This window comes from Ferrimicrobium sp. (genome assembly GCF_027319265.1).
In the GTDB taxonomy this organism is placed as follows: domain Bacteria; phylum Actinomycetota; class Acidimicrobiia; order Acidimicrobiales; family Acidimicrobiaceae; genus Ferrimicrobium.
This window is the reverse complement of the sequence record NZ_DAHVNP010000032.1, coordinates 17,560-44,544: the sequence shown is the minus strand read 5'-3', so window position 1 is coordinate 44,544 and position 26,985 is coordinate 17,560. Positions and strand designations below refer to the sequence as shown.

General features: G+C 55.4%; 26 protein-coding genes and 1 pseudogene. 22 read left to right on the top strand and 5 right to left on the bottom strand.

Annotation, left to right across the window (positions count from 1 at the left end):
- Positions 1-576, top strand: a pseudogene (locus M7439_RS06130) (IS21 family transposase); the annotation flags it as partial.
- Positions 577-698: 122 nt separating this feature from the next.
- Here the strand turns inward: M7439_RS06130 and M7439_RS06125 are convergent.
- The gene (locus tag M7439_RS06125) at positions 699-1,268 is read right to left on the bottom strand and encodes a peptidylprolyl isomerase (protein WP_298344611.1); all 570 of its coding nucleotides are present in this window, start codon (positions 1,266-1,268) and stop codon (positions 699-701) included.
- 34 nt (positions 1,269-1,302) lie between these two features.
- Positions 1,303-2,037: a peptidylprolyl isomerase gene (locus M7439_RS06120; protein ID WP_298344613.1), complete on the bottom strand. Its 735-nt coding sequence runs from the start codon at positions 2,035-2,037 to the stop codon at positions 1,303-1,305.
- 131 nt (positions 2,038-2,168) lie between these two features.
- Here M7439_RS06120 and M7439_RS06115 point away from each other — a divergent pair, with 131 nt between their 5' ends.
- Together M7439_RS06115 and M7439_RS06110 are read left to right on the top strand one after the other, a co-directional pair.
- Complete coding sequence (locus M7439_RS06115; protein WP_298344616.1) at positions 2,169-3,377, top strand: aspartate kinase; 1,209 nt, start codon at positions 2,169-2,171, stop codon at positions 3,375-3,377.
- A complete protein-coding gene (locus M7439_RS06110; RefSeq protein WP_298344619.1) occupies positions 3,374-4,396 on the top strand; it encodes an aspartate-semialdehyde dehydrogenase in 1,023 nt (340 codons plus the stop codon). The genes M7439_RS06115 and M7439_RS06110 overlap by 4 nt, the downstream gene beginning before the upstream one ends.
- An 886-nt stretch (positions 4,397-5,282) precedes the next feature.
- On the opposite strand, the gene fliD is transcribed toward M7439_RS06110, so the two are convergent.
- Entirely contained in the window at positions 5,283-7,685 is a 2,403-nt protein-coding gene (fliD, locus tag M7439_RS06105; RefSeq protein ID WP_298344622.1) for a flagellar filament capping protein FliD, read from the bottom strand.
- Between the two features lie 22 nt (positions 7,686-7,707).
- Here fliD and M7439_RS06100 point away from each other — a divergent pair, with 22 nt between their 5' ends.
- The gene (locus M7439_RS06100) at positions 7,708-7,845 is read left to right on the top strand and encodes a hypothetical protein (RefSeq protein ID WP_298344625.1); all 138 of its coding nucleotides are present in this window, start codon (positions 7,708-7,710) and stop codon (positions 7,843-7,845) included.
- Positions 7,846-7,956: 111 nt separating this feature from the next.
- Here the strand turns inward: M7439_RS06100 and M7439_RS06095 are convergent, their stop codons facing one another.
- Positions 7,957-8,790 carry a flagellin gene (locus M7439_RS06095; RefSeq protein ID WP_298344628.1) on the bottom strand — a complete coding sequence of 278 codons (834 nt, stop codon included), beginning with the start codon at positions 8,788-8,790 and terminating at the stop codon, positions 7,957-7,959.
- 203 nt (positions 8,791-8,993) lie between these two features.
- On the opposite strand from M7439_RS06095, the gene M7439_RS06090 reads away from it, so the two are divergent.
- From M7439_RS06090 to M7439_RS06075, 4 genes are all read left to right on the top strand, one after another.
- Positions 8,994-10,394, top strand: a complete 1,401-nt coding sequence (locus tag M7439_RS06090) for a glycosyltransferase family 4 protein (RefSeq protein ID WP_298344630.1) — start codon at positions 8,994-8,996, stop codon at positions 10,392-10,394.
- A 222-nt stretch (positions 10,395-10,616) separates the two neighbouring features.
- Positions 10,617-11,900 (top strand): helix-turn-helix transcriptional regulator, encoded by a 1,284-nt coding sequence (locus tag M7439_RS06085; protein ID WP_298344633.1) that lies wholly within the window; start codon positions 10,617-10,619, stop codon positions 11,898-11,900.
- A 32-nt stretch (positions 11,901-11,932) separates the two neighbouring features.
- Positions 11,933-12,823, top strand: coding sequence for a hypothetical protein (locus M7439_RS06080; protein ID WP_298344636.1), 891 nt, complete (start codon positions 11,933-11,935; stop codon positions 12,821-12,823).
- Positions 12,813-13,133, top strand: coding sequence for a hypothetical protein (locus tag M7439_RS06075; RefSeq protein WP_298344638.1), 321 nt, complete (start codon positions 12,813-12,815; stop codon positions 13,131-13,133). The genes M7439_RS06080 and M7439_RS06075 overlap by 11 nt, the downstream gene beginning before the upstream one ends.
- Here M7439_RS06075 and M7439_RS06070 read toward each other — a convergent pair.
- A complete protein-coding gene (locus M7439_RS06070; RefSeq protein ID WP_298344641.1) occupies positions 13,130-15,022 on the bottom strand; it encodes a TPR domain-containing glycosyltransferase in 1,893 nt (630 codons plus the stop codon). The genes M7439_RS06075 and M7439_RS06070 overlap by 4 nt on opposite strands.
- 466 nt (positions 15,023-15,488) lie before the next feature.
- Here M7439_RS06070 and fliS point away from each other — a divergent pair, with 466 nt between their 5' ends.
- From fliS to M7439_RS05995, 14 genes are all read left to right on the top strand, one after another.
- Positions 15,489-15,869 (top strand): flagellar export chaperone FliS, encoded by a 381-nt coding sequence (gene fliS, locus M7439_RS06065; RefSeq protein ID WP_298344644.1) that lies wholly within the window; start codon positions 15,489-15,491, stop codon positions 15,867-15,869.
- Positions 15,862-16,140, top strand: a complete 279-nt coding sequence (locus M7439_RS06060; RefSeq protein WP_298344648.1) for a hypothetical protein — start codon at positions 15,862-15,864, stop codon at positions 16,138-16,140. The genes fliS and M7439_RS06060 overlap by 8 nt, the downstream gene beginning before the upstream one ends.
- Before the next feature lie 370 nt (positions 16,141-16,510).
- Complete coding sequence (locus tag M7439_RS06055; RefSeq protein WP_298344650.1) at positions 16,511-16,849, top strand: flagellar basal body protein; 339 nt, start codon at positions 16,511-16,513, stop codon at positions 16,847-16,849.
- Positions 16,849-17,283: a flagellar basal body rod protein FlgC gene (locus tag M7439_RS06050; protein WP_298344652.1), complete on the top strand. Its 435-nt coding sequence runs from the start codon at positions 16,849-16,851 to the stop codon at positions 17,281-17,283. The genes M7439_RS06055 and M7439_RS06050 overlap by 1 nt, the downstream gene beginning before the upstream one ends.
- Entirely contained in the window at positions 17,283-17,582 is a 300-nt protein-coding gene (locus M7439_RS06045; protein ID WP_298337711.1) for a flagellar hook-basal body complex protein FliE, read from the top strand. The genes M7439_RS06050 and M7439_RS06045 overlap by 1 nt, the downstream gene beginning before the upstream one ends.
- A gap of 88 nt (positions 17,583-17,670) precedes the next feature.
- Positions 17,671-19,212, top strand: coding sequence for a flagellar basal-body MS-ring/collar protein FliF (fliF, locus tag M7439_RS06040; protein ID WP_298344654.1), 1,542 nt, complete (start codon positions 17,671-17,673; stop codon positions 19,210-19,212).
- The gene (gene fliG, locus M7439_RS06035) at positions 19,213-20,223 is read left to right on the top strand and encodes a flagellar motor switch protein FliG (protein WP_298344656.1); all 1,011 of its coding nucleotides are present in this window, start codon (positions 19,213-19,215) and stop codon (positions 20,221-20,223) included. It abuts the gene before it with no gap.
- The gene (locus M7439_RS06030) at positions 20,224-20,865 is read left to right on the top strand and encodes a FliH/SctL family protein (RefSeq protein ID WP_298344658.1); all 642 of its coding nucleotides are present in this window, start codon (positions 20,224-20,226) and stop codon (positions 20,863-20,865) included.
- Positions 20,834-22,165 (top strand): FliI/YscN family ATPase, encoded by a 1,332-nt coding sequence (locus M7439_RS06025; protein ID WP_298344660.1) that lies wholly within the window; start codon positions 20,834-20,836, stop codon positions 22,163-22,165. The genes M7439_RS06030 and M7439_RS06025 overlap by 32 nt, the downstream gene beginning before the upstream one ends.
- Positions 22,162-22,575 carry a hypothetical protein gene (locus M7439_RS06020; protein ID WP_298344663.1) on the top strand — a complete coding sequence of 138 codons (414 nt, stop codon included), beginning with the start codon at positions 22,162-22,164 and terminating at the stop codon, positions 22,573-22,575. Before M7439_RS06025 ends, M7439_RS06020 begins: the two co-directional genes overlap by 4 nt.
- On the top strand, positions 22,575-23,717 hold the full coding sequence (locus tag M7439_RS13040; protein ID WP_366525261.1) for an NlpC/P60 family protein: 1,143 nt from the start codon (positions 22,575-22,577) through the stop codon (positions 23,715-23,717). The genes M7439_RS06020 and M7439_RS13040 overlap by 1 nt, the downstream gene beginning before the upstream one ends.
- On the top strand, positions 23,701-25,029 hold the full coding sequence (locus M7439_RS06005) for a flagellar hook-length control protein FliK (RefSeq protein WP_298344665.1): 1,329 nt from the start codon (positions 23,701-23,703) through the stop codon (positions 25,027-25,029). The genes M7439_RS13040 and M7439_RS06005 overlap by 17 nt, the downstream gene beginning before the upstream one ends.
- A 21-nt stretch (positions 25,030-25,050) precedes the next feature.
- Complete coding sequence (locus tag M7439_RS06000) at positions 25,051-25,509, top strand: flagellar hook capping FlgD N-terminal domain-containing protein (protein WP_298344667.1); 459 nt, start codon at positions 25,051-25,053, stop codon at positions 25,507-25,509.
- 107 nt (positions 25,510-25,616) lie between these two features.
- The gene (locus tag M7439_RS05995; protein ID WP_298344669.1) at positions 25,617-26,948 is read left to right on the top strand and encodes a flagellar hook protein FlgE; all 1,332 of its coding nucleotides are present in this window, start codon (positions 25,617-25,619) and stop codon (positions 26,946-26,948) included.
- Positions 26,949-26,985: the final 37 nt, after the last annotated feature.

Genomic DNA, 26,985 nt, shown 5'->3' with positions numbered 1-26,985 from the left:
GATGCGATCGTGTGCGATGGCATGCGTACCGCGGTCACCAAGGCTGACCGGTATGAGCCCGTTCCTAACGCGACCTACCTTGAGATGGCCACCTACTATCAAATGACCGTACTGCCTGCTCGTCCCTATCGGCCTCGGGATAAGCCAAAAGTCGAGGTGGCAGTACTGGTGGTTGAACGCTGGATTCTCGCACGACTTCGCAATGAGCACTTTCATAGTCTCGCCGAGGCCAATGCCGCGATTGCAAAGCTCACCTGGGATCTCAACCATAGAGTCACCAAGTCCCTTGGTACCTCACGTCAGGAACTCTTCGAGAGCATTGAACGTGACCATCTACGACCACTACCAGCTACTCCCTATGAGTTTGCCACCTGGAAGCGGGCCAAGGTCAGCATTGACTATCACATCATTGTGAGCGCTGACCGTCATTATTACTCGGTGCAATATCGCCTGGTTGGGACCCAGGTCGAAGTGCGGTTGTCGGAGAAGAGCGTCCAGATCTTTGCCAAGAGGGCTATTTACGATGTTATTCGGAACGAATTAGGGATTCACGTTCGAAGAGGTTGTCACTGTTAGAGGATTCCGGTTTTTGCCTGCAGAATTATCGAGCTTCACAAGCTTGAAGCGATGGTTTATGGAACTCAAGAAAAGCTTCCACTAGATGATTGAATAAGGGCATGGAATGTTGATACTCTCCCTTATTCTTGGCGTATACTAACAGCACTCATAGTGCATTCTGATTTGGGTGTGCCGTTCGGCGAGCCAGCTTGTTCAAGGATGGTAAGCACCTCATCACCCTCAATGAGTTGACCAAAGAGGCTGTAGAGTGGCGGTAGCGATACGCCACTAGGTCCAGAGATGATAAAGAATTGGCTCCCATTGGTGTTTGGGCCGGCGTTGGCCATGGCCAAGCTGCCGAGCTTGTACTCACCCGCGTTTGGCAGTTCGTCGCGGAACTTATAGCCTGGGCCTCCTGCACCCGAGCCTGTTGGATCACCGCCTTGAACGACAAACCCTGGAATGATCCGGTGGAAGTTGATCCCATCGAAGTAGTGGTAGCGCGCGAGGAAGACGAAGCTGTTGACGGTGATGGGCGCGCGTTCAGGGAAGAGCTCAAAGCGCATTGTGCCATGGTTGGTTTCCATGATGGCTTCATAGCTGGTGTTGTCTTCGAGGCAGTACGAAGGGCTCGCATCGAAGTGTCGAACCTGCGGACTCGAACCATCAGCCTCAGGGCACGGGTAGTTTTCCTTCTTCTTGCCGAGCATTGTTACTCCTTCGCATGTGTGTTAGGGGCCGGTATTACTTGGTTACCTGGATCGTGACCGTGTTGATCTTGTAGGTTGTCTTTGGCGGGATACCGTTGTTGGCAGTACTTCCGCCAGCATCGATCTTTGCGATGACCGATAGCCCTTTGGTCACCTGTCCAAAGACACTGTAGGTGTCACTCAGCTCTTTTTCGCCGGCAGTTCCGGAAACCACAAAAAACTGGCTTCCGTTGGAGTTCGGTGATCCGCTGTTGGCCATCGCTACAGTTCCGATGTGATAGGAACCGGCCGGAGGGTTCTTGTCGCCGAAGCTATAACCCGGAGTCCCGAAGTCGTTGTTGGTTGGACTACCACCCTGAATCACAAACCCGGGAATGACTCTGAAAAACGTGGTTCCGTTGAAGAAGTGATAGAGCGATAGTACATAGAAGTTGTTTGCCGACTTTGGTCCCAGATTTGGTTCGAGCTTCACGTCAAAGGTTCCGGCCGTGGTGTTGACGACGGCAGTGTAGTGATCACTCGGATTCAGACATTCTGGTGGATACTTCTTGAAGTGGGTTTTGCGTGGGATGGTGGCGCTCGGATTGGGGCACCCATTGGGCAGCAGATAACTCGTAGTCTTCGCAGCAGTCGACGTTGTCTTGGTGGCGGCCGTTGTCTTCTTCGTCGGGGGCTTGGTGAGTAGGTAGATCCCCACAAAGACGACGATCGCAGCTACCACCACGATGGCGCCGTTGCGCATCAGTCGACGTCGCTTAGCACGCGCCATTTCCGCTTCTTTCAATTTCTGTTGGTTCGCTCGGATTCGAGCCCGCTTTTCGCTTGGCACGTGAACACTTTAATAGCACAAGACCGCTCGATCCTCTTGGTTCGACCCTTTCGGGCTGTTAGATTGTTCGAGTGGCTCTCATAATTCAGAAGTACGGCGGCACTTCAGTGGCTGATGCTGACCGCATTCGCACGGTTGCTGACTACGTAGCACGCTCAAGGCGTAGGGGGGACGATGTGGTGGTGGTCGTCTCTGCGATGGGGAAGACCACCGATGACCTGATCCGACTCGCAGGGGATGTCAGTAGGACGATCCCTCCACGCGAGATGGACATGTTACTTACGGCCGGTGAGCGCATCTCGGTGTCGTTGCTCTGTATGGCGCTTGCTGACCTGGGGGTGGCGGCAGAATCCTTTACGGGTTCGCAGGCAGGCATCATCACTGACACCGACCACACCAAAGCAAAAATAGTCGAGATCAAACCCGAGCGGATTAAGGCAGCACTCGCCGCCGGGGTGGTTCCGGTGATAGCGGGTTTCCAGGGGGTCTCCACGGATCGCAATGTCACGACGCTCGGACGCGGAGGCTCTGATACGACAGCGGTCGCTATCGCAGCCAGCCTTGGAGCGAACGTTTGCGAGATCTATACCGATGTCTCTGGGGTATTCACGGCTGATCCTCGTGTGGTTCCGAGCGCCCGCAAGATCCCAAGGATTTCATTTGAGGAGATGCTTGAGCTCTCGGCCTCCGGTGGCAGGGTGCTTGCATTGCGTTCAGTTGAATTTGCCAGAAACTATGGGGTGAGACTCCATGTTCGTTCGAGTTTCACCTGGGAGCCGGGTACCTGGGTGGTAGAGGAGGAAGAGACAATGGAACAGGCGGTAGTGAGCGCGATCTCGCATGATGCATCTGAGGTCAAGCTCACCTTGTTGAGGGTGCCTGATCGCCCTGGTGTGGCGGCTCGAATTTTTCGCGTCATCGCCGACGCTGGTGTGAATGTCGACATGATTGTGCAGAATACCTCTATCGAGGGCCATACGGACATCTCCTTTACGGCGCCAAAACTCGACCTTGAACTCGCGCGAAGCGTGACCGAGGAGGTGGCAAGGCAAGTCGACGCGAGTCGGGTGGTGACTGACACGGCGATTGGTCGTGTCTCCCTCGTTGGAGCAGGGATGAAATCCCACCCCGGTGTCACCGCCACGATGTTTGAGACGCTGGCTAATCACCATATCAACATCGAGATGATCTCCACTTCAGCTATCCGAATTTCCTGTGTCATTCGGGTCGAACAGCTAGAGACGGCCGTGCAGGCGTTACATGAGGCGTTTTCGCTATGAGGAGCGCTGGAACCATTGCTATCGTAGGTGCAACCGGCCAAGTGGGTGGTGTGATGCGCCAGATCCTTGAGGAACGGAAGGTTCCATTCGATCACATTCGCTTCTTTGCATCCCCACGATCAGCAGGTACCGTCATCGAGTTTGATGGGCGGTCCATTGAGGTGGAGGACGTGAAGACAGCAGACCTTCGCGGGATCGATTACGCCGTCTTCTCGATCGGGGCGACCGCTTCCAAAGTGCACGCTCCTCGCTTCGTCGAGGCCGGAGCGGTCGTGATCGACAACTCATCAGCGTATCGGATGGACCCGAATGTCCCATTGGTGGTTCCGGAGGTCAATCCTAGGGAAGTTGTGCGCCACCCGCTTGGGATCATCGCTAATCCAAACTGCACGACGATGATTGCGATGCCTCCATTGGCGATCATCGATCGCCTCTTTGGCCTCGAACGCGTGATCGCTGCGACCTACCAGGCAGCCTCTGGGGCGGGCAGGGAAGGGGTGGCAGAACTTGATGCCGAACTGCAACGACCAAATCTTGCCGCACTCACCTTCGATGGCGGTGCCGTCGACTTCATGTCTCCGGTAAAGTTCCCAGCTGTACTTGCCGGAAATGTCATCCCCCTCGCAGGGGATCTTCACGATGGCGACACCTCTGAGGAGGAGAAGTTTGTCAATGAGTCCCGCAAAATTTTGGGGTTGGCTGATCTGCGCTGCCATGTTACCTGTGTAAGGGTACCGGTCTTTACGGGACACAGCATCGCGATTGTTGCAGAGTGCCGAGATACTCCCCGGGTGGAGTCGTTCGTGGACGCGCTCAGACAGGAACCAGGTTGTCAGATCGTTGAGCTGCCAACTCCTCTCGCTTCGGCTGGGATCGATCCAGTCCTGATTGGACGGATTCGACCCGACCGGTCATCGACAAATGGGATCGCCTTCTTTGTATCGGGGGATAACTTACGCAAAGGCGCGGCGCTGAATGCGATTCAGGTTTTGGAAGTATTATTGCGATATAAAGCTTAAGTAGCCGCGCCTGCTGCGATGTAAAGCACAGACAGGGACTGTACTAGGTGGTTACTCGAGGGGTTGACGGCAAGACGCTGCTACTGTTCATTGCACCTACCAATACTGCGGTCTATGGTCTCTAGGAAGTTCCATGTAATTCCGGAGGGCTGCGTGAGTCCCATTCACTTTGTATTCGAGAAGACCGCGTCGCGCTCTACTATACTTCCTCTGCGCTGCTTTGGTCAGGAATGAGTTCTCAGTGCTACACCCTCGGTGTTTGCTTGGTAGATAGGGAACCATTCTCGGGGTTGTCTCGTTAACGACTAAGAATTCGATGAGGTTCAGGTAATCGAGAAAACTACGCGTTCAATTCATCTTTTGATCGCCATTTCAGACTCTCAGCTCAACTAGCTAATCGTTCTGAAAGTGGCACTGCAAACTAGCCGCTACGTCGGGCGGTCCGAGTAAGAAGGGTTTTCAAACCCGAGGGACTCAAGGATTGTATGCTGGGGGGATCTGGGTTCATAGGGATTTGGAGAATTGATTAGACCTTTCTGCCTACGTCGGTCAGGGTGGCGTGGCCGCTATATGAATTCGTCGGTGCACAGTTATCGAACCCCAGGATGTCAATCAATACAATCAAGTCTGAGGTAGAGATATCGTGTATGTTGTCGATGTTATTTCATCTAAAATAACCCTGGCCAACAAAGTTGTGGGCTGGTTCCAAATCAGTTCTCAGTGAAGATCAACGGAACTACCGCTCATGAGAGTCGACGCAATTAGCCCGCAGGCAGATGTTTGAAAAAGTTAAACACCGTTATCATCAACCAATCATTAGCCATCTGGAAAGAGTCAAGAGGCACTCACAATGGCGCTGATCGCTGAATGTTAACTTTCATCAACTCTATCCACCTGTGGGCAGCTGAGCAATTTCACTCGAGAGATAACTGCCCTGATTCTTGAGAGTTCCGAGCTGGGTCTCCATGTTGTCGAACTCCTGCTGGAGCATCTTCTGCTCTGATTGGATCATCGGAGTGTAGTTGTTGTACTGTTGTTGCAAACTTGCGATCTGCTGGTTGAGGCTAGAAATCGTGCTCGACAGCGACCCTGTGGTCGGATCGGATGCTCCATACCCTGTCGCGCCCATGCCACCCGCAATGCCTGGGGTATAGGTAAAATCACCAAGAGTCGTTGCACTCGTGATTCCAGTCGCCGTCACTTGCAGCGAGAGTCCGGCCAGCGTCGGATTATCAATAGGTGCCGAGAGATACTGGCCACTGCCGGTCGCTGTCACTCCATCGATAGTCCCAGCCACATCAGTTCCCGCATAGGTGGTGCCGTTCGCGGTGAGACCGAGCTGGCCGGTTGTTCCACTAGTCGCCACGGTAAAGCTCTGTGCAGAGCCATAGTTCTGTGAGGAGACCACAAGCTGGGAGCCAGATGAGGTGGTGTTGACTGTTGCGCTCAGCGCAAGACCCGACGATGCGAAGGACGCGTTGATGCCCGCTGCAATGCTAGTGAGCGATTCGCCAGCACTTGCTGCATAAGTCGCAGTTGAGCCACCAGAGGTGAAGGAGAGCGATTCGGCACTGGTAATTGCACCACCTGAGACAATACTGCCGGTATCTACCGCTTGGGTTGCCGAATGTGTGATCACGATAGGGTAGCTGCCTGCTTGGGTTGCGTTGCCCGCATAACTAAGGGTTACCGAGCCCGAGTAGGCGTTAGAAGTCGCATTTAGTGAGCCACCCTGAGTGAAGAGGGAGGCGACTTGTGATGGATTGGCATCATAGGCTTGGGCAAAGGTGGTGGCGTTGAAGTCGATCGATCCGTTCTTGTTGAGGGTGATCCCTGCATTCGCCGCTGTTGTTCCGTTCAACCCCACTTCATTCGAGATAACCCCAAGAATTTGCGAGGTCAGGGCGTTGAGGTCAGAGTTGCCCATCAGTGGCCCGCCGGTTCCGGTGGCGGCGTTATAGCCAGCGTACTTATTGATGTCCGAGAGCGCCGTGTTGGCTGCCGTGATGAGTGATTGAACGTCTGTTGCCATTTTGGCACCATTCGGAGTTACCGAAAGGGTGATGGGGGATGACCCTGGAGCTTGCGCCGATACCAGATTGATGTTTACACCTGGTAGAACTCCTGACACCGTATTGGTCTGTGACGACAACTCATAACCGTTGGTACCACCGACGCTGATGACAGCATTTTGGCCTGCGGTAATAGAGTTGAAGCTCCCGACCGACGCAGAGAATGGCGATGACTCAACGGTGATGTTGCCATCGGTTCCTGTAGTGTTCGAAGAAAGTTGGAGGATGTACGCATTTGTTCCCACCTGTACCGCTGACGCGGTAACACCGGAACTCGAGGCGTTGATATCAGAGACCACCGAACTCAGGCTGCCACTACCAGCGGAGATCTCCGAGGCGCTGAAGCTCCCCTTGGCGATGCCGAAGGCACCGATTCCCATGGTGATCGTGCCACCGGAACCGTCTGTGAGCGTGGTGGTTGAACCTGACTGGACGTTGTTGATTGCCGTAGCTGTGCCATCAAGGGTAATCGAGCCTGCGGTTCCGACCGAGGCGGTTGATTGGGTGCTTAGACCGAGCGTTGAAAGCGCAGTCCCGCCGGTGAGTTGGAGTGAGGCCGATGACCCAAGAAGCGATGTTCCAACTTCTAATTGTCCCCGTGAATTGACCTGCGCATTGAGAAGAGGAGTGCCGGATGCACTCGACGCTGTGCTAATCGCTTGGGCCAGTTGGGAAGGGGTATAGGTGCCCGAAGCGATGGTAAAGGTTTCGGTAGTTCCATTGACGGTTGCATCGATAGTGTCATTCGAGGAGCCAATCGTCACTGAGCTAGCGAGAGCAGTTGTTGCCGAGGCTGTACCTCCAGTGAGCGCTTGGGTGACATCAAATGAATGGGTTCCAACGGACAAGGAGCTGCCAGCGAGGGAACTGACTCCAAAACCTGCCGCGCTAGAAGAGAGTAGGAAGTTGCCCGAGGCGGCGGTGGATGAGAGTGAACTGAGTGTGTTGGCTCCGGCAAGCACATTGCCTTGGGCGAGTTGATCAACGTTGAAGCTGATCGTTGAGGGAGTAGCCCCTGAGGTGGTCGTGGCGGTGGCCACTGCTGGATTCGAGGTAGTCGCGGAGGTGATTTGCCAGTCGGAGGCTGAGGTGAGATTGTTGGCTGCGGTTTGGAGGTTGAGGAAATCTGATGAGAGCTGTTGGTAGTCATTCAGGTTGTTGTTCAATGAAGTGATCTGGTTTTGGATATCTACTTGAGGTTGCTCATAGGCCTGCATGAGCGCATTGATGATTGAGCTGGTGTCTAAGCCTGAGATAACACCATTGAATTGGATCGGAGGCGCGAAGGGACTGGTGGTGCTTGACGAGGTGGAACTGGTGCTAGTCGTTCCAGTTGTTGAAGTAGTACTGGTCGTTGGTGATATCGAAGACATGTGACCTCCTTGGCCTGTGATGAGCTTCGGCTGATCTAGAGAACGAAATAAGAGGTACTACCCAAAATGGGCCAAGGATACGCGATCCCTGGCCCATAGTGAGAGTAAGGAGAAACTATGGGATTAGTTTCAGGATCAACTGAGGTAGTGCCTGGGCTTGGGACAACATCGCAACACCAGCCTGCATCAACACCTGCTGGGACGAGAAGTTTGTCATCGCCTTGGCCATGTTGGTGTCGACCAGCGTCGAGTTCGCTGAGGTCACGTTTTGCTGGGCAACGGTGTCGTTGGCGATGATGTCCTGGATCTGGTTCTGAGTCGCGCCAATGGCAGCTTCAGCAGAGGCAACCGTTGTGATTGCCGCCTGTACTGATGCCATCGCAGAGAACGCGGCAGAAGCCGTCGAGATGTTCACCGATGCCGCGCTGACACCAAGCGAAGCTGATCCAAGATTACCGATGCTCACCACTACCTGGTCTACTGATGCGGCGTAAGCACCAATCTGGAATGACTGTCCGGTATAGGTCCCGTTGAGCAACTGAGTGGAGCCGAACTGTGTTGAGTTCGCGATCTGATCCAGCTGGTTCTGTAGAGCCGCAAACTCTTGTTGGTCGGCGTTGTTCGACGTGGTGTTGTTCGCGCCAGCGTTCGCAGCTTGGGTTGCCAACTGGTTCATGGTCTGCAAGATCGAGATCTGCTGGTTCATGGCACCCGTGGCGATCTGGAGTACCGAGGTGGCATCCTGACCGTTGTTGATAGCAACACCCAGACCATTCGCCTGAGTCTGTAGACCCTGTGAGATCACGTAGTCCGCAGCACCTTGGGAGGCGTTTTGGATCTTCAAGCCTGAAGACAGCTGGTTGATGGACGTTTGCATCGCGTTGTTAGTGGCGTTCAAGTTATTGTACGCCTCAATGGCCGAGATGTTTGTATTAACCGATAGGGACATGAATCCTCCTTGAATTCCCTCGTATTCATATACGTAACACCAGGATCTACCTGGTATCCCTAAGATCTTCGACACACGAGGCGCAGAGCTTGATAGGAAAATTGTCCAGAGAGGGTTGAAAGCCTCATCAAGGTCTGAATCCAACATTAAGAAGACATGAGTTTCTCCGATGCTTTTGGTAGTATGCGCACCACAGGAGTCCTATGAGAATCGTTTTTGAAGGCAATACTCGTTTTGACAACAGCTATGGCATCGTTAATCTCAACCTTGCAGATGCGCTTCGGAGCCGTGGCCATCTCGTTGCACTCAATTCATGGGATGAAGACCCAGAACAAGTAGAGATTGGATGTGCGCGACTCGGACTTGAGCCCTTCCCACTCGGCTCAAGTGATGGTGCAGACGTGTGTATTCGCCAGTTCTGGCCACCCAATTGGGAACGACCAAACTCGCGGATCTTCATTGTGATCCAACCCTGGGAGTTCGGTGGTGTACCTCTTGAGTGGGTCAAGGCCCTGGATAACGTCGATCAAGTGTGGGTGCATACAAACTTTGTCAAGTCCTGTTGGGTCGAGGCCGGAGCGGATCCCCAAAAGGTCAGAATCGTGCCACTGGGAGTGCGACCGCCTTCGATCAAGTTCCCCGTCAAGAAGCCCAATCAGCTGCTTTTCCTCGGCGGTGGAATTTGGCGCAAAGGCATAGATCTCTTCATTCGGGCTCTTGATGCCCTTGACGATGACGAGCTCAGCGGGGTCTCAGTCGTTATTAAAGAATCTGGCAACAATTCCTTCTATCAAGGTCAGTCACTTGTTGATGACTTAGTAAAGCTGTACCCCCGCGTGGGTGAGATTACCCAAGTGCTTCGCGAGAGCCTCAGCCGGGACGACCTCGATCTGCTTGTTGCAGAGTCGCAGGCGCTTGTGCATCCCTATCGAGCAGAAGGTTTCTATCTTGGTGGACTCGAAGCGATGAGTCTCGGCACGGCTGTAGTGCTGACTCGAGGAGGTGCCGCCGATGACTATGCAAACGACACCAATGCCATTCTGGTTAAAGCCTCTGTCGCCATTAGCGATCAGCCAGCTGTTGATAATTATGGTCCAATTGGCGGGAGGTACCATTGGTTAGAGGTCTCTGTCGAAGACCTTACTCAGGGAATCCGTCTAGCTCTTGTTGATGACTCGGTTCATGAGCAACGAATCCAATCGGGACTGGCAACAAGCACTACCTTCTCTTGGAGCCAGAGCGCACGTATTGCGGAACGAGCGATTGCAGGGGCCTTCACTGGTGATGTTGAGCTCGATCACTTCAATGCGACTGAACTCCAAGTTGCTCGGACCCTCACTGAGTGGGGGATCGACGACCTCTCCAACACCATTGCGTTGCTATTGGATCACCAGGACCTCTATGGTGCACAAGCACTGCTTGAGCTCTATCCTGGTGAGTTGCCCACGAATGCGGTCTCTCTACACGAAAGCCTTGAGCCCCAAGTAAAGGCACGTCTCGACCTATGGAAGGACGCTAGGTATCGTCAGCAAATACGCATAGGGCACAGAGGCGAGCATTCCGGTGACGTGCTTACTAGTGTTGGAGCGGAGCCACAAACATGACTGCGACAACTCGACAACCCGAATCCGTAGCTAGACCACGCAAACGGACCCTATCGAACACGAGCAAAGTCCAAGAGGCAAGAGTGCCTTGGACGTTTGAGTACGCACAAGCACTAAGGTCCCTCCGTAAGTCAAAGGGCTACTCACAGACAGGCCTGGCCTCTAACCTCGGTACTCTCTTGGAAGGTTTGTGCCATCGAGAATGGAATTCAGTTTCCCACTATGCAGATACTGACTAGTATTGACGAGATTTTGGAATCCTCCTTCCACGCCCAACTCGCACCTGATGCCCGGTTTACGCTTGATCCGGCCGCTAGAGAGCAACGCAAACGGGACAGAGAGAAGCGTGGAGAACGACAAGACGCACCTCCTTCTCAGGAGTGGGGAGCCATTTATGGCGCTAGCTTACGGTTCGCACGCTTAGCACTTGATGTGTCCTCACGCCATCTTGCATCCGAATTGGGCATCTCCTTGGTGATGCTCTCGACATGGGAGACATGCTATCAATCCTCTCCAACCTATGGGTACCTTGTAAGTCTTGACGAACTACTCGGCACCAGGTTCCACGAACATTTTTTGCCCGATGTACCAATTTGCTCCACGCAGGCTGCATACGAAGAGGCCACTGAATTTTACCAGCGGTTCAATGAGAATGTGTGGAACCGAGACAAGGGGCAAGTAATTCGGAGGGAGCGTGAGGCTTACGGGTACTCTGTACTCAAATTAAGCGGGATACTGGGATGTTCCTATGCATGGCTAGTCGAGGTAGAGAACGCTACAGCAAAGCCATCGCTACGGTTTCTGCGCTCAATCGATCAGCTACCCGGGAGCGACTTTAGCCACCAGTATTATCTTGATGACTGGACGTTGAAGTTAAAAGATCTCTTTGTGGATCGTCAGAGGCCAGCGCAACGCGACTCCTCCAATTATCATAACAAGCCTCTCCGCAAAAAGGCTAAACAGCCTTGTTGGACCGCACGACATGCCACATCCTTGAAGCATGCGAGAATCAAAATCGGGATGCAAGTTAATACGGTGGCAAAGAGGTGCGGGGTAGGCTCCTACACGATATGGACATGGGAACGTTGTGCTGCTCATCCAACCTATCAACAGATGAAGGTTCTTGATACGCTGTTAGGATCTAACTTGCGCTCGGATTTCAAACCATCATCTCGGATCGCCATCAAACGAGGCGACCAGCTCGTGGTTACCGACTTCTACCAACGTCATTACCCTCGCATCGCTTGGTCTGAATCCCTTGGTGAATCGTTACGCAGGCCACGAGAGGAACGAGGGATGAGCCTACGCCAATTGGCGAAGGTGACTCGGTTTTCAGTAGCAGCACTTGCCAGAGCAGAGAAGGGTGTCACAACTCCTCGACTTGCACTCCTCCTTGCCCTTGATCGCGTCTTTGGTACCAGTTATGCTGACACGCTGTTTTTTGACCGTTGGATCGATATCGATACGGGCGCTCTTCTAGAGGCCAAGAGCACAGAGTCGTTATAAAGATGTTCTCAGTAACCCAGTTAAGGAGTTAGATGATGGATGCCCAAGTCGCCGCTGTTCTCAATCACTTGCGTGAGCGTCAAGCAACCCTCGAGGAACAGATCGCTTACCTTTCGTTTGTTGCCCAACAGGGTCCACGGTTTCTCGCGCCAACGGATATAGGTGCCCTATTGGAACTTCAGAACCTTCTTACCCCCATGACTCCTTATGGTGCTGAGTTCATCAGGGTCGGTGGAGCCAACGACGGAGGCTACGTGATGGTTGACCGTGGTCTCGCCAACACCATTGCCTACAACTTTGGCATTGGACAAGAGGTTACGTGGGATCAGGCGATGGCTATGAGGAACAATCGTGTCTATCAATATGACCATACGATCGATGCGCCACCTCCTGTTGAAGGCGAGACAGTTTTTTATCGTTTAGGACTTGGCGCTAAGACCAGCGAGACCATGATCAGTCTTGGAGATGCGCTTGCGACCCACCACAATGAGACCCGAGATGATCTCATTCTTAACATCGACATCGAGGGAGGGGAGTGGGACATACTGCCGCAACTTAGACCCCACGACCTCGCACCGTTTAGCCAAATCGTCATGGAGTTACATCACCTCTTACGCATTGTGGAGGATCATGCGTTCCAAGCGCGGGTCTATCGTTCTCTAGAAGTCCTGTTTGGCACCCACCAGATCGTCCATGTCCATGCCAATAACTATGGAGCTCGAGCACTCGCTGATGGAGTAATGGGTTATGACGTGCTCGAAGTCACCTTGGTACGCAAAGCAGACTGGGAGTTCACTGATTGCCAGCACCTCTTTCCAAGGCCACTTGATCGCCCGAACAACCCATTTGGAGATGAGTATCGTCTTGGCGATTGGGGCCATTCGCTTCGCCAACTTGGAGAGGTGTTGTCTCGTGGAGCGTGAGCATAAGCTAGATCATGTAGCGACAGGGCATCAAGCGGATCCGGGCACCTACACGACCTGTGTTTGTAAGTGTGGTGCACGGTTCAAGGATGTAGAGTTATTGGAGATTCATTGCATACAGGCGCTAGCACAGGAGATTCAACAAGACCTACTAGCGATGTCACGGACGCAAGCTGGGGTTGGTTGGCATCGGCTCACAGACATTGCCCATGCTCCAGACGAGGAGATTCTCTCTGAGCTTCAAGCTTGGAGCGATCTCGAGGATGCACTCCGAGCAATCGAGGAGTCCAATCGCCCCTCGGATTCCTAAGCGTTCACCAGACCCGCTTTAGCCAGTGTCGCTCGCCAAGAGGTCTGACGTTGCGAGTCAAGCTGCTTCGCAACGAGCGAGGCGGTCGCCAGAATCGCAAGGTCCGTGGGGTTTGCATCATGGAGCTCCACTAATACCTGATCCGCGACTACTGGATCGATCTGTAGGAGCTGGGCAAGCACTAGCGTCTTCTTACTATCAGGGATAGCCTTCGCCAGTTCCGACATCGGTACGCCACCTTGGTCCATCCAGTCGATGAGTTCTCCAAGATGAACCTCTAACACTCCTCGCTGTAGAGCTCCAAGAATTGTCTGTGCTGCTTCCTCGTGCCGGCCAAGCTGTGCCAGTGCCCGTGCCTTGAGGCCAGCAAGATTATCGGGGGAGACGGTTAAGCCATCGCGATCAGCAACGAAGTGTGTGACTTGATTCACATGACGTAGCACCTCGTCAAAGTCCCCCTGGACAAAGGCAAGCTGTGCATACTCGGCCTCGGCAAAGGCTGGATCTATTTCGGCATCACCATATTGAGCAAGAATGGCTTTCGCATCGTCATAGCGTCCGACCACCCGATACCAGACCCCAAGCATCAAAAGCGCGATTCGGTGCATGGCAGGGGAGTCGCGACCGAGAACCTTGGTTTCAAGCAGCTCAATCGCTTCATCGAAACGACCTCCCATCGTGAGGGAACGAGCTTTATGGAGGGCAACTTCTTCGAGAGAGTCTGCGGACTCATTCTGATCGGAAACGCTGATGTTGCGGTCTGCCTTGTTGCGACCGGCAAGCGAAGCATCGAGATACCCAAGGTGCTCCAAATACAGTTCTGGTGCTCTGATGGTATAGTTCGTTCGACGGTTGTCTCGATACCATACAGTCTCGTGGATTGCTCCTCGCCAGTAGCAGTCCTTTCTTCGGAAGATACGGTTAGCAAAGTGCTCCATACTGGTTAGCCCTGCCCCTGTTGCATTTTGGATGCGGATCGAATAGGACTCATAGGGAGCGAAGGGGTCCTCGAGGCGAAGCCGAAGTGCGTCTATGTCACCTCGCACGCGTTCATCGGCATCGATCCAGAGAATCCACTGACCATTCGCATGATCTAGGGTTTGGTTCCTTGCCCATGCGAAGTCATCTCGCCATTGGCCAAGGATTACTTTGGCGCCGTAGTTCTCGGCAATCTCAATGCTGCGATCGCTGGATCCGGTATCGTAGACGATAATCTCATCAGCCAACCCCTCTACCGAGTCCAGGGCATCACCAAGATACCCCTCTTCGTCTTTGATGATCATGCATAATGAGACCAGAGGGGCCGTTCTCTTAGCGCCAGGGATCAGGCGTTGTTTGACTACTGATGAAAATACCGCTGCACCTTGAGCAAGCAACAGGGGGCGGTCCTTGTATAGCCTTTTGAAGACATCGAAGCAGGTTCCAGGAGATGACCGCAGAACCTCCCCAACCCAAGGCCCTGGTGCCATAGCCACAAGGTCGGTTGCGAACTGAATCTGCTCTACGATGCGAGAGAACGCCTTGCGATGTTCACGGGCGTAAACGGTTTGGTCTCCCTGTCGTGCGACCGATTGGCCCTCTTCCAGGATGAAGCGTTGTGGGCCTAGCACATTTGGAGAACCAGGGACAACAACGTGATCAGGGTGCTGGCGTGCTACCCACATCAATTCATCGATCCAGCCACTAGGGAGGGAGGAGTCGGGCGTGAGGATCGCCGCGTGTTCGGCACTTTCGATCTTTGTCCGATCCCTAGGGTCGAGTTCGCCACCTTCGAGGAGACAGACTACTGGAAAGCTTGCAGGAGTGACCTCGTTCAAATAGCGTTTTGTCGCCTTGCGAGTACTTTCGTCGGCCAGGATGGCTACCACAACGACAGGGGAGGCAGGCATAAGCGTAGCTTCTTTCTCAAACTTGAGGGACTACAGGACACTTCAGTGTCGACACAGTTGGAGGTTAGCTTTATAAGGTGGCTCGAGTATTTGACGCCTCGACCAACTCCTTGAGGGACTAGGACTGAGATCTGGGAAAGTCTGTGCGTGATGTTGTGGAACGTAATCCCGTGGTCATTCATAGGGGTTCTCGTGGGGATGGGCGAGTGTGGCGAGGTTAAAAGGTGAACCTACTCAAGAAACGAGACACTGAAGTCACTGGGGTCAATCCACTGAAGTGTTCCCAAATTCACCGACATGGCCTGAATTTATAGTAAGGAAGAGCTTATTCCGTGCCGATAGGAGAGCCATGGTGGGAAGCGTCCGCGCCCGATCTCGTCGAGATCACGAGTGGACTGGTCCACGGAAGACCTGTCGAAGCGGTGCTGTTGCCCAGACTGCCCAGTTGCTGTAGAAAGGATGTCCCATGGTCTATTCGGGTAGACGCAGCTATATGATCAACGCTGTACAGACAGCCTCGCCATCTGCGCGTTTGTTGATGGTAATCGACCAGTTAGATGCCTCTCTCGCCCGCGCACTAAGCGGTTACGAGAAGAATGATCTCCATGAGATCCACTGTGGACTCAAGAATGCACAGGCGGTTGTGGCCTTACTCCGCGACTGCCTGCAGGTCGAAGTGTGGGATGGTGCGAGTGATATTCGGCGACTGTATGAGTACTCGCTCGATCGTCTCGTTCGCTCGAACCTCGCCAAGGAGCGCGAGTTGCTCGCGGAGGCTGAGGCGGTGCTTCGCCCACTGATGAATGCTTGGCGTCAGGCAGCGGTGTTGGTGAACGCGGATGGATGAGTGGCTCGCCTATCTTGATGCGTACGAGGAGCATCTGAACGCCGTTGCGGACTCCCTCGCCACCGGCAGGGTGGTGACGACGAGCTTCTGCTATGAGCAGCCAAGTGTCCATCTGCCTCGGGTCTTGCGGGATCGTTCGGAGTCGCTTGTTCTTCGTACGCAGGAGTTGAGTGAGGAGTTGCGTTCACGCATGGACGCATTTTCAACGGTGTTGCGATACTCTCGCATGAAGGACCCCGAGCGGATTGTACTGATCGACGTACTCGCCTAACTGGTGTCGTCTTCGGTACGCCTAGTCCGTTCGCTCTTGGCAGTACTTCTCTTCGCTCGAAGGAGCGGTCACCACCACTTAATTACTCGCTTGAAATCCTTCATCCTGCTTACGGATTTTCCTTATCTTCGCCAGTGATTTCGTCCCACTACTTCAGAACGCGTATCAAGCTGCCTTGATAGCTTTGTTCCAGTGCGGCCATTCGACCCTTTTGCTTCTACTCGGTTGCTTGCCGGCGGTGAATGTGATGCAATGGCACCCATCTACAAAAGTTATTTAAGTGGGTCGATGGGTGAACCGAAGCTATTCCTACGGGCACGGATCGCTCGGCAGTGGGCTACGGATAGCTTTTCTTTGAAAGGGCGCTACCGTGGGTTCTACCTCGATTCAGGCTCTCCAGTTTGCTCTTGATGGATTGACATCGCAACAGCATGCGATTGCGAACAATATGGCTAATGTCAATACGCCAGGGTTCCAAGCGACCAACGTCTCCTTCCAGTCTTCGCTCTCGAATGCGCTGGCCAATGGGGGGACTGCAGCAGCAACACTGACCCCGTCGACAAACGCGGAATCACTTGATGGCAACAATGTCTCTATGGGCAACCAGTTGGTTCGGTTACAGAACAATGCGCTGGCGTACCAAGCCGTCTCCGATCAACTCACCACACAATTCCAGGTCCTCTCAGGAGCAATGGGAGGTCAATTCTGATGTCGCTGTTCGGTGCAATCAATATCGCAGGAACTGGCGTGAACGTTGAGCAAACTTGGCTCAATTCGATCGGTTCTAACATCGCGAATGCGAATGATATCGCAGGAGTCAATCAACCACAATACCAAGAGCAAGAGGTGCTGGTCGCTCCAAAGCCGTCAGTCAACTCTTCAGGTATCCCTAATTTTACCAACTACGCACTTGGTGATGGCGTGCAGGTGAGTTCCATCGTTACTCCAAAACCCAACGGTGAATTGACCTATGATCCAAGTTCCACGCTGGCGAACAAACAGGGTATGGTCAAGGAGCCAGGGATCAACCTCGGTACCCAACTTGGGGATCTCGTCACCGCTCAATATAGCTACGAGGCGAACGCATCGGTCATCAGCCAGGCAAAAGCTGCCTATCTGTCAGTCCTCGGGATCGTGAGCTAATGGTGCCCGCGATCGGTGCTATCACTTCAAGTCTTGGCGCAAACCTGCCGCCGATTGGTTCCAGCGCACCGAGTGCAAGCTCGAGCTCCTTTGGTCAGATTCTCGGCAACGCCATCGATTCACTGCAAGGTACGCAAGCAACGGCGGCGACGCAGGCGCAGCAGGTAGCTGCTGGTCAGGCGAATCTCAGCGATGCCATGGTGGCTTCCAACGAATCTTTGCTTGCGACGCAGTTAGTGGTAGCGCTACGCAACGGTGCCGTGAGTGCCATCAATCAAGTGATGTCGACGCAGTTCTAGCGCGACACAGTGCTAGATCGACACAGTGCTAGATCGACACAGTGCAATGGTTCATTTCCATCAATTGAATTTTGGGTAGGGAGTAGGAATGGCATCGACGGATACCTTGTCGAATGTGACGAAGAGTCTTAAGAAGTTTGCAGACGGCTTCACCACCGGTCAGAAGGCAGTCGTCTTGGTTGGCCTCGCGATCGTGGTGGCCATCGTCTTTGTGGTTGCGTCGATGACCTCCAAGCCGACCTATGGAGTGTTGTTTACGAACCTGTCAGCCTCGGATGCAGGATCGATCACCTCAAAACTCACGAGCGCCGGGGTTCCGTATCAGCTCGAGGATTCGGGGTCGGTGATTGAGGTGCCACAAAACATGGTCGATCAGGAGCGCATCGCGATGGCGCAGGCCGGACTGCCGGCCAACTCCACGGTGGGTCTCTCCTTGTTGTCAAGTGTCGGTATCACCACCTCGCAGATCACCCAACAGGCTGACTATCAGGAGGCCCTCCAGGGCCAGCTTGAGCAGACGATCGAGGCCATCAATGGCGTGCAGGCTGCACAGGTTAACTTGGCTTTGCCTCCCACCGATGTCTTTGCGGTCGGAGGAAACCAGACGCCCACGGCGTCGGTGATCGTCACGCTTGACAACGGCGTCACCCTCTCCTCGACCCAAGTCCAGGCGATCGTGCACCTCGTCGCCTCGGCGATCCCCAATATGAACGCCAATGGGGTGACCGTCGTCGATCAGAACGGCGACGTCCTGGCGGCACCTGGCCAAGGAGTGACCGGAACAGGGACAAGTTCTGCCACCCAGGCCTATGACAACACCCTTGAAACGTCGCTGCAGTCGATGCTTGACTCGGTGCTCGGTCCCAACCAAGCCAACGTTCGAGTGGCCGCCACCCTCGACTACAACCAGGTGACGACCAAGTCGCAACAGGTGCCAACGGTCAAGGGGAAGGCCCAATCTGCGCTCACCCAATCTAATACCCAGACGCAGACCTTTACGGGTGCGGGCACGGTCGCTGGAGGAACCCTTGGCGCGGTTACCCCGGCCCCCGGCAACGGCACCAACAGCAACTACAAGCAAAACTCGACGAATAACAGCTACGCGGTCGGTCAGATTGACCAGACAACCGTGCAAGCCCCTGGCCAGGTGCAGCGCCTCTCGGTAGCGGTTGCGGTGAATTCAAAGCTCAAGGGTGGCTACTCACTTGCCAAGATCAAGAACATGGTCGCGGCGGCTGCGGGGATTGTCGCCAAGCGCGGAGACACCCTGAGCGTGGTTGCCCTTCCGTTTGCGACCCAAACCACGGCGGCACCCGCGGCCGCGAGCCCACTGGGTTCGATCTTCTCATTGGGCAAAATACTGTTGCTGGTGCTCGGAGTCGTGGGGGCGATCCTGTTGATGGCGCGATCCTCGGCACGCACCGAGATCGAACCTCTCTTCTTGGACGCAGCGGCTCCGACTATGGCGTTGGGTCCTGGACCTGGCGATGTCACCCAACTCATGCCCGCTCTCTCAATGCCGATGGCGCAGCCGATCGTCGCCGATGACGTACTCGATTATATCGATAAGCAACCAGACGATGTCGCCAAGCTGCTCCGCATCTGGATGGGATCACGGGGTAACAGATAGATGACCCAGGTCAAGGACCTCTCTGGCATGCAGAAGTCGGCTGCCGTCTTAGTACAGCTCGGCACCGAACTCGCCGCCCGGGTGCTGCGTTCGATGAGCGAGACCGAGGCGGTAGCCCTCACTCTTGAGATCGCCAAGCTACCAAGTCTTGAGAAGGAGACCATCACTGAGCTGATGGAGGAGTTCGTCGAGTCGGTGATCGCGGTCAAGACCGTGGGCCAAGGTGGGATGGACGCCGCACGTGAGATCCTCTCGGCTCGCCTTGGTAAGAACGAGGCCGACGAGGTCCTCGCCCAGTTCTCTGGGCGTTCGATTGAGAATCCGCTCTCCTTTCTCTCGCATGTCGAGTCCTTCCAACTCGCCTCCTTCTTGCAGGGGGAACACCCCCAGGCCGTGGCATTGATACTCTCGCATGTGCACTCAACGATGGCCGCAGAGGTCATGGGCGCGATGCCCGATGAGATGCGCGCTGACGTAACCCGACGTATCGCCCTCCTCAACCGGGTCGATCCGGTGATTGTGGAACAGACCGCGGTCATCTTGCAGCGCAAGCTCGCTGGACTGACGAAGGCTGGCCCAGTGGCGATGCACAGTGGACTCAGTTCCGTCGTTGAGATCCTCAACAATATCGATCAGACCACCGAGCGGCGCATCCTCTCTGATCTGGATGCTGTCGATCCTGAACTGGCAGATCGAATTCGGGAGCAGATGTTTGTCTTTGAAGACGTGCTCGCCCTCGATGATCGCACTCTTCAGCGTGTCTTGCGGCAAGTGAGTCCGAAGGACCTGGCGGTTGCCTTGAAGGGTGTATCATCCTCCTCGGTCGCGAAGGTGATGGGCAACATCTCCGAGCGTGCTGCGCTAGACCTTGAGGAGGAGATTGAGATCCTTGGCCCCGTTCGTCTCTCCACAGTCGAGGCAGCTCAGGCATCTATCGTGCGTTCAGTTCGCGAGCTTGAAGCCGCTGGCGAGATCATGATCGCCCGTTCCGATGAGGAGCTGGTGAACTAGATGGATCCGCGATCAAATCCAAACGATGTCATCCGTCTCGATCTACCCTCAGTCGACTCTGTCTTAGAGGATATTGGACTCGGAAACTCGACGGTGGCACGGTCGACGAGCCAGTGGCGCGAGGAGCTCGAACTCGCCCGCAGCGAGGGTTTTGCGGCAGGCATCGAGCACGCCAGAGGTATCCTCGATCGCGAGCTCAAAGAGGAGTTGGAACGCTATCGCAGGGATAATGAACTCCTCGATGCAGCGATCCGTGGACTCCACCAGGCTCGAGCTCAGCAGTTTTCGTTGGAGCTCGCCGATATCATTCGTTTCGCTCTTGAACTTACCCAACGCATCCTGCGCACCGAGATCGCAGATCCGATCGATCGTATCCAAAAGATCGTAGATGAGACTGCGGAATCGGCGGCTGCCCAGGAGGCATTTTTAGTACGGGTTGCCGCAGACAATGTGGAGGCCGTCAGCGCCGCTGTGCTTCCGAAGTTGCTCGACCAAGGTTTTGAGGCGATGGCGGTCGTCGGCGAAGGATTCGGCATCCATGACCTCGTCATCGAGTCGGGCGCCCGCGTCCTTGACGCTCGTATCACTACAGCCTTTGAACGGGTCGTGAATGAGCTGGGGAGTTGGCACCATGATACCTGATCTGATGCGGGAGCGACTGTTGTCCGTTGTCGAACCAACGCCGCGTGGGCGCGTCTGCCGTTTGGTTGGGATGCACCTCGAGGTGGAAGGGGTCGAAGCAGGGATCGGCGATGCGGTCGTGGTGGATCTAGGAGGGGCGAAGACGCTCATCGCCGAGGTTGTCGGCCTCGATAACCAGCGGCTCATCTGCATGCCGTTCAAGGAGATGACCGGTGTGCGCTACGGTAATCCTGCCTGGTCACTGAAGCGACCACCACTCTTTCCGGTTGGGCCGGCCCTCCTTGGAAGAGTCTTGGACTCAGAGGGGCGACCGATCGACCAACTCGGACAGCTCACACCAGAGGATTTAGTGGTGATCGATGGCAGGGCACCTTCGCCAATGGATCGTACCCTCATCGACGAGCAACTCTCGCTTGGGATACGGGTCATCGACACCCTGGTCCCGTGTGGGATCGGCCAGCGGCTCGGTGTCTTTGCTGGTGCTGGAGTTGGGAAGTCTTCACTGCTGTCGATGATGATTCGTGGTGCCGATGTCGACGTGATCGTGTTGGCACTCGTTGGGGAGCGTGGGCGTGAGGTCAAGGAGTTTCTGGAACATGATCTCGGCCCCGAAGGCTTGGCCAAGGCGGCGATCGTCGTGGCCACCTCTGATGCACCACCCTTGTTGCGTGTGCGTGCGGCACTGGCGGCGACAAGAGTCGCCGAGTGGTTCCGTGATCAGGGAAAGCGCGTACTGCTCGTGATGGACTCACTGACTCGACTCGGTTTGGCACAGCGTGAGATTGGGCTCTCGGCCGGCGAGCCGCCGAGCGTGCGCGGTTATCCGCCCTCGGTCTTTGCGTTGATGGCACGACTGTTGGAGCGAGCCGGCACCTCGAGCCGCGGAAGCATCACCGGCATATATTCGGTCCTCGTCGATGGGGACGACTTGAATGATCCAATCGCGGACTCCGCACGTTCAGTGCTCGATGGTCACATCGTCCTCAGTCGGAGCCAGGCCCAGCGTGGCCTCTATCCAGCGGTGTCGGTGCTGGAGTCGATCTCGCGCCTTGAGACCGCGATCCTTGATGACTCCCAGCGTGCATTAGCCCATGAGGCTCGACGACTCTACGCAGAGCTCGATCAGGTGCGCGACCTGATCGATCTTGGTGCCTACGTCGCTGGCTCGAATCCTAACGTCGATCGAGCACTTGCTACTGTCCCTCGCTTGACGCAGCTTTTTGCGCAGGATCTGATGGACTTGACCCCGGCGTCTGCGACATGGTCACGGTTGTCTCAAGCACTCGGGGTGGCGCAGTGAACCTGGCTGGTCGCCGACGAGCGTTGACGCTATTGCTCCGTATGCAAGAGATTGAGCGTTGGGGTCACCTTCGCGAGCTGCGAGAGGCTGTTGAACGACGTGGTGCAGAACTTGACAAGGTAGACGACCATCTCGCGGTCGTCGAGGCTCGTAGCGATTTTGGGACCCTTGGACCAGAGCATCTCTCCTTAGCTGCCCAGCATGGAGAACGCGCCTTAGCGGCAGCGCAGACCATAGCGGTGCAGGAGCGGGTCCTGGTCGCCATCGATGCCAAGCGCAGAACGCTTGAGGACCTGCGTACCGTCACCGTTGGTGAACTTGAGCGCCAACGCGCCCGACGTGAGCTCGTTGAAGTTCTTGATTTCTTTGTAGCCCGCCAAATTTTTGATCGTCAACTAAGGAGTGAGTGATGAACGCCATCCCCGCAACCCTTCCAGCGCTCACCGATCTTTCTAATGCCTTTGGCCAACTGGCCAATCAGGCTACCTCGGCGAGTGGGCCGGGTGAGTTTCTCCAAACCCTCAATCAAGTGCAGTCGACGATTGGGTCGATTCTCGATCCGACAGCGGCCACAAGTACCTCGTCAGCCGCTGATTCCTCGGCCGTGACCAACACTGGAACATCCTTGGCTGCAGGGATGACGAGTGGAGGCCTTGGCACAACGGCGGGTGGGACGGGAGCCACAGTGATTGGCACCGGTTTGATGAGCACGCCAGCGTTGACGGCGTCGGCAGCGTTCGGAGCATCACCAGCGACGAGTCCTGCACAAACCGCTGGTCAGAGCTCTTCTCCGGTGAACCAAGCGGTCGCCAATGCCTTGAATGAGATCGGTGTACCCTATGTATGGGGTGGTTCATCACCGTCGGCTGGGTTCGACTGCTCTGGACTGGTGCAGTGGGCCTACGGCCAGGCTGGTATTGATCTGCCACGAGTCGCTGACCAACAAGAACAGGTGGGGACCCAAGTCGCCTCATTGGCTCAGGCACGACCTGGTGATCTTGTCTTCTACGGGAACCCTGCCTACCACGTGGGAATCTATCTCGGCAACGGGTATATGGTCGATGCGCCTGAGACGGGACAGACTGTGCAGATCCAACCGGTGGGAGATCCTACCGAGATTCGCAGTGTCGCGCCGGTCATGAACAGCCCGCAGGCGAGCGTACCATCAGACCTATCCTCCGTCTTTGCGGCTGCGACCCAGGCCTACAATCTGCCACCCAACCTGTTGACTTCGGTCGCAACGGCGGAGTCTGGGATGAATCCATCTGCAGTCTCCTCGGCGGGTGCGGAAGGACTCATGCAGATTATGCCGCAAACGGCCGCTTCGCTGGGTGTCAATCCAATGAACCCTACCCAGGCGATCTATGGAGCTGCTGAACTGCTTTCTCAAAAATTAACCAAGTTTGGATCAGTGCCACTCGCTTTAGCCGCCTACAACGCAGGTGACGGGGCGGTGGAGCAGTACGGGGGGATACCGCCATATGCCCAGACGCAAAATTACGTGACCGAGGTCATGAGACTCATGGGAGGCCAAAATGTCGCCAATAGCTAAGTCAACAACCACTCCGCTCCTCGAGGTACTGCCCCAAGAATCGCCAAAGTCGCAAGCCAAGTCAAAAACCCAAGCGAGTTCCAAGGAGCGCTCTGAGGCTGATGGTGCCAAAACGCACGCTCAGCCGACCTTTGCGGAGGTACAAGCCAGATTGGAGCGACCTGTGGTCAATAGGCATCGGCCAACGTCGCCTATCCCTGTGACCACGACCCTTACGTCGCCTGTCCCTATGACCACGACCCTTGCGTCGCCGATTCCTTCGACGATCGCCCGGTCCGGTCATGACACCAAGACATCTGCACAATCTGCGGATGGATCGGTGGTCCTTGCGACGAGGAGCGACGCTATCGAACTCATCACCACCCCCCCGGCAACCGCAGGCGCTCCAATGGTGCGTACTGCAGAGAATGCACCAGCGCAAACTCGGATTGCGACGCAGGGGGAGGCTGGGGCTCAAGCCCAGGCTGCCATCCCACCAACGAAGTCGATCACTACAGCGTCCTCGACGAGCGAGGCTGGGGCACCCGAGGTTCCCCTTGGTAAGGATCGCCAGATCGGTGCGGTCTCTTCAGGGAGCCTGCCGAGCCAAGGAGGAGAGGACATTGGCACTTTAACAGCTCCACTCGCGCCACGCTCATCATCTGTCAGTATCAGTCGCGCCCCTCTCATCATCGAAGGATCACCACGATCACACATTTCTTCGTCGCCACCACCATCTGATCCATCAAATCAGGTGGTGCGTACAAAGGCGGGCGCTGGTGTGTACAATGGAGCCCAACTCTTTGTCGGACAATCGCGCGTGCCGCACCAACCGGCACCGGTAGGCCCACTCGTCGAGATGAATGGATCGAGTCCACTACAGCGTCTCGATATGGCCTCGCCCCCTTCCGTTCCAGTGGCTGGAGCGACTGGCGAAGCGATGGCGTCCTCCCCACTTGGACAACTCGGCACTATCGTGGCCCAGGTGGTTCGGGAGGGCAATCTTCCAAGGACGATCACTATCGCACTGGAACCAAAGGAACTCGGACAGCTCCAGCTACAGGTGACCTCTAATGGTGGTGAGATTCAAGTCCACATCCAGGTCGCTGATCCTCTGACGAGAGGGATTGTGAGTCAGCAGCTCGGTGATTTGACCAACGCCTTACAGCGTGATCTTGGATTTGGTGGTCAGCAAACAGGAGGACAAGGGCGGCCGTCGGAATCCTCACCATCCGATGGAGTGCCGATGCTTGACGCGACGCCCATTGCAGGTGTCGTGTCTGGATCTCCTACGGCTGTGGTTGCACATTCGCTTGTCGACGTACGGCTCTAAGGAAGAAAGGAGGATAAGGCGATGACCTTACCTATTAGTTCAGTCGGTGCTTCAAGTGCGGTGGGAGCGGCGAACAGCACTGCTAGCAGTCCATCCAACACCTCAAATAACTCGATTGCGTCGCTCTCATCCAATGAGTTTTTACAACTCCTGGTCACTGAGCTGACGAACCAGAATCCGCTCTCACCGATGAACCCGAGCGCGATGGTGCAGCAGACCTCCAGCCTGTCGATGGTCCAGCTCCTCGATAGCGTCAGCAACGAACTGCAATCGCTCCAGTCTCAGGAAGGAGTGGTCAACGCCGCCAATCTGATCGGCCAGACGGTGAGCTACACGACAGCGGGTGGCACCCAAGGCAGTGGGGTTGTCTCGGGGGTAGCGATGGCGAACGGATCACTCAATCTCAATATCGATGGGGTGGCGATACCGAGTGCCGAAGTGACCGCCGTTGGCAAGACGATCGGAGGGACGAGCAACTGATCAACGTGCACGCTCTGCCAGACGTCCACCTGTTCTTCATCACTACAAGTTCTTAATCAGCACGAGCAATTGATGAATTTTCATCTGTATCTTCCGAGGAGGAAATCATGACCAAGTCCCTATCCGCAGCCATTACTGGTATTAACGCCGATCAGCAGTGGCTCGATAACATCGCCAACAACATCGCCAACTCGAACACCGTTGGTTACCAATCCACCTCCATCCAATTCGCTGACCTGCTCTATCAGCAGTCGCAAGGGGCGGGCGCCCCTGCCGTTGGCAATCAGGGTGGCACCAACCCGATTGTGATGGGATCCGGCGTGCGGGTCGCCAGCAATAATACCAACTTTGCCCAAGGAACGATGCAACAGACAGGGGTCTCAACGGACCTCGCGATCTCAGGTAATGGTTTTCTTGTGGTCTCCCAAGGAGGTCAGGACTACTACACCACCGATGGTGCGCTCCAGCTCGATGCCGCAGGTCAACTCGTGACCGCTACCGGTGCGATCGTGCAGGGTTGGGCACCCGGAGCAAACGGCCAGATCAACCAGAATAGCCCGCTCACCGGCATCACGATTCCGCAAGGACAGGTAGCAAATCCAAAGGCCACTCAAAACATCACGCTTGGTGGCAACTTGGAGGCTGGTGCAACGAACCCAGTGACGGTTACGACTACCGCGTATGATTCGCTGGGTGATCCGATTCCAATCACGTTTACCTTTGTCCCGAGTTCGACAACTCCAGGGTCGTGGACGGTTGCAGCGTCAGTGCCGCCCTCAGGGACGAGCACCACCCCCACCTACCTCTCGATTGACGGGACGACGGCAACGCAGTCGGCGTCAGGGGTTATCTCTGGAGGGACTCCGATCACCTTCGACCAAACTACTGGTCAGATCGCAAGTATTAACGGCAGCACGAGCAATTTGACGACCGCTACCGTAGGTGGATTTCCAGCAACCTATAATTTGCCAACTGGCTACACCGCGAACCTCGACTTTCCGGCCGTTGGTTCCACTAACGCGGTTACGCAATTCGCCGGGAACTCCTCATCCTTGGCGGTCACCAACCAAGACGGTGCCCCTTCTGGTGCCTTGACTGGCTTTAGCATCGGATCAGATGGAACGGTGCAGGGCACCTATGCGAACGGCACGAAGCAGGTTCTTGGCCAGATCGCGAGTGCGTTGTTCACGAACCCCGAGGGTCTTGCAAAGCAGGGTAACCTCCTCTACCAGGCAACCCTGAACTCGGGTGCTGCTCAACTTGGAGCGGCGGGTTCCGGTGGTCGGGGGACCTTTGTGGGCGGCTCGGTGGAGGAGTCGAACGTGAACCTCGGCAATGAGTTGACCGACCTCGTGCTCGCACAGACCGCCTATCAGGCGAATACCAAGGTGGTCTCAACGACGGCCTCGGTACTCCAATCCCTGGTGCAGATGGCATAAAATTCGCACCCATTTGCTCTTGAGGTGGCCACGGTTT

What these genes read in the sequence shown, in the direction of transcription:
- M7439_RS06125 (WP_298344611.1), bottom strand. Translation starts at nt 1,268, where the DNA reads ATGCTCGGCAAGAAGAAGGAAAACTACCCGTGCCCTGAGGCTGATGGT.
- M7439_RS06120 (WP_298344613.1), bottom strand. Translation starts at nt 2,037, where the DNA reads ATGGCGCGTGCTAAGCGACGTCGACTGATGCGCAACGGCGCCATCGTG.
- M7439_RS06110 (WP_298344619.1), top strand. Translation starts at nt 3,374, where the DNA reads ATGAGGAGCGCTGGAACCATTGCTATCGTAGGTGCAACCGGCCAAGTG.
- fliD (WP_298344622.1), bottom strand. Translation starts at nt 7,685, where the DNA reads ATGCAGGCCTATGAGCAACCTCAAGTAGATATCCAAAACCAGATCACT.
- M7439_RS06095 (WP_298344628.1), bottom strand. Translation starts at nt 8,790, where the DNA reads ATGTCCCTATCGGTTAATACAAACATCTCGGCCATTGAGGCGTACAAT.
- M7439_RS06090 (WP_298344630.1), top strand. Translation starts at nt 8,994, where the DNA reads ATGAGAATCGTTTTTGAAGGCAATACTCGTTTTGACAACAGCTATGGC.
- M7439_RS06085 (WP_298344633.1), top strand. Translation starts at nt 10,617, where the DNA reads ATGCAGATACTGACTAGTATTGACGAGATTTTGGAATCCTCCTTCCAC.
- M7439_RS06080 (WP_298344636.1), top strand. Translation starts at nt 11,933, where the DNA reads ATGATGGATGCCCAAGTCGCCGCTGTTCTCAATCACTTGCGTGAGCGT.
- M7439_RS06070 (WP_298344641.1), bottom strand. Translation starts at nt 15,022, where the DNA reads ATGCCTGCCTCCCCTGTCGTTGTGGTAGCCATCCTGGCCGACGAAAGT.
- fliS (WP_298344644.1), top strand. Translation starts at nt 15,489, where the DNA reads ATGGTCTATTCGGGTAGACGCAGCTATATGATCAACGCTGTACAGACA.
- M7439_RS06060 (WP_298344648.1), top strand. Translation starts at nt 15,862, where the DNA reads ATGGATGAGTGGCTCGCCTATCTTGATGCGTACGAGGAGCATCTGAAC.
- M7439_RS06050 (WP_298344652.1), top strand. Translation starts at nt 16,849, where the DNA reads ATGTCGCTGTTCGGTGCAATCAATATCGCAGGAACTGGCGTGAACGTT.
- M7439_RS06045 (WP_298337711.1), top strand. Translation starts at nt 17,283, where the DNA reads ATGGTGCCCGCGATCGGTGCTATCACTTCAAGTCTTGGCGCAAACCTG.
- fliF (WP_298344654.1), top strand. Translation starts at nt 17,671, where the DNA reads ATGGCATCGACGGATACCTTGTCGAATGTGACGAAGAGTCTTAAGAAG.
- fliG (WP_298344656.1), top strand. Translation starts at nt 19,213, where the DNA reads ATGACCCAGGTCAAGGACCTCTCTGGCATGCAGAAGTCGGCTGCCGTC.
- M7439_RS06030 (WP_298344658.1), top strand. Translation starts at nt 20,224, where the DNA reads ATGGATCCGCGATCAAATCCAAACGATGTCATCCGTCTCGATCTACCC.
- M7439_RS06025 (WP_298344660.1), top strand. Translation starts at nt 20,834, where the DNA reads ATGAGCTGGGGAGTTGGCACCATGATACCTGATCTGATGCGGGAGCGA.
- M7439_RS13040 (WP_366525261.1), top strand. Translation starts at nt 22,575, where the DNA reads ATGAACGCCATCCCCGCAACCCTTCCAGCGCTCACCGATCTTTCTAAT.
- M7439_RS06005 (WP_298344665.1), top strand. Translation starts at nt 23,701, where the DNA reads ATGTCGCCAATAGCTAAGTCAACAACCACTCCGCTCCTCGAGGTACTG.
- M7439_RS06000 (WP_298344667.1), top strand. Translation starts at nt 25,051, where the DNA reads ATGACCTTACCTATTAGTTCAGTCGGTGCTTCAAGTGCGGTGGGAGCG.
- M7439_RS05995 (WP_298344669.1), top strand. Translation starts at nt 25,617, where the DNA reads ATGACCAAGTCCCTATCCGCAGCCATTACTGGTATTAACGCCGATCAG.